Genomic DNA, 512 nt, shown 5'->3' with positions numbered 1-512 from the left:
GGGGGACGGTGCCGGGGGTGTTGGGTGAGCGGGTGGCGGGGTGTGGTGGTGCGGTTGCGGTGGTGTGTGGGGAAGTTGCGTTGTCGTATGGGGAGTTGGGGGTGCGGTCGGATCGGTTGGCGCGGTTTTTGGTGGGGTGTGGGGTGGGGCCGGAGCGGTTGGTGGGGGTGGCGTTGTCGCGTTCGGTGGATGTGGTGGTGGTGTTGCTGGCGGTGTTGAAGGCTGGTGGTGCGTATGTGCCGGTGGATCCGGGGTTTCCGGCGGAGCGGGTGCGGTTGATGGTGGAGGATGCTGGGCCGGTGTTGGTGGTGGCGTCGGGTGATGTGGTGGGGCGGTTGCCGTCGTTGGGTGTTCCGGTGGTGGTGCTGGATGACCCGGAGACGGCGTGTGAGGTGGCGGGTTGTCCAGTTGGGGAGGTGACCGACGCGGATCGTCTGGCGCCGCTGCGTCCGTCGCATCCGGCGTATGTGATGTACACCTCCGGCTCGACCGGCACCCCCAAGGGCGTGGTG

Annotated in this window: 1 protein-coding gene; it reads left to right on the top strand. The window is 68.2% G+C overall.

Annotated features, from left to right (window positions below; translation table 11 throughout):
- Positions 1–8: 8 nt before the first annotated feature.
- The coding region (locus IEJ02_RS47995; RefSeq protein WP_317986122.1) for an AMP-binding protein at positions 9–512 on the top strand (504 nt) is incomplete at its 3' end.

The organism is Streptomyces sp. 5-10 (assembly GCF_014712245.1).
Lineage (GTDB): Bacteria > Actinomycetota > Actinomycetes > Streptomycetales > Streptomycetaceae > Streptomyces > Streptomyces violaceusniger.
Note: the sequence above shows the minus strand (reverse complement) of the source record. Positions and strands in the feature narration are given on the sequence as shown.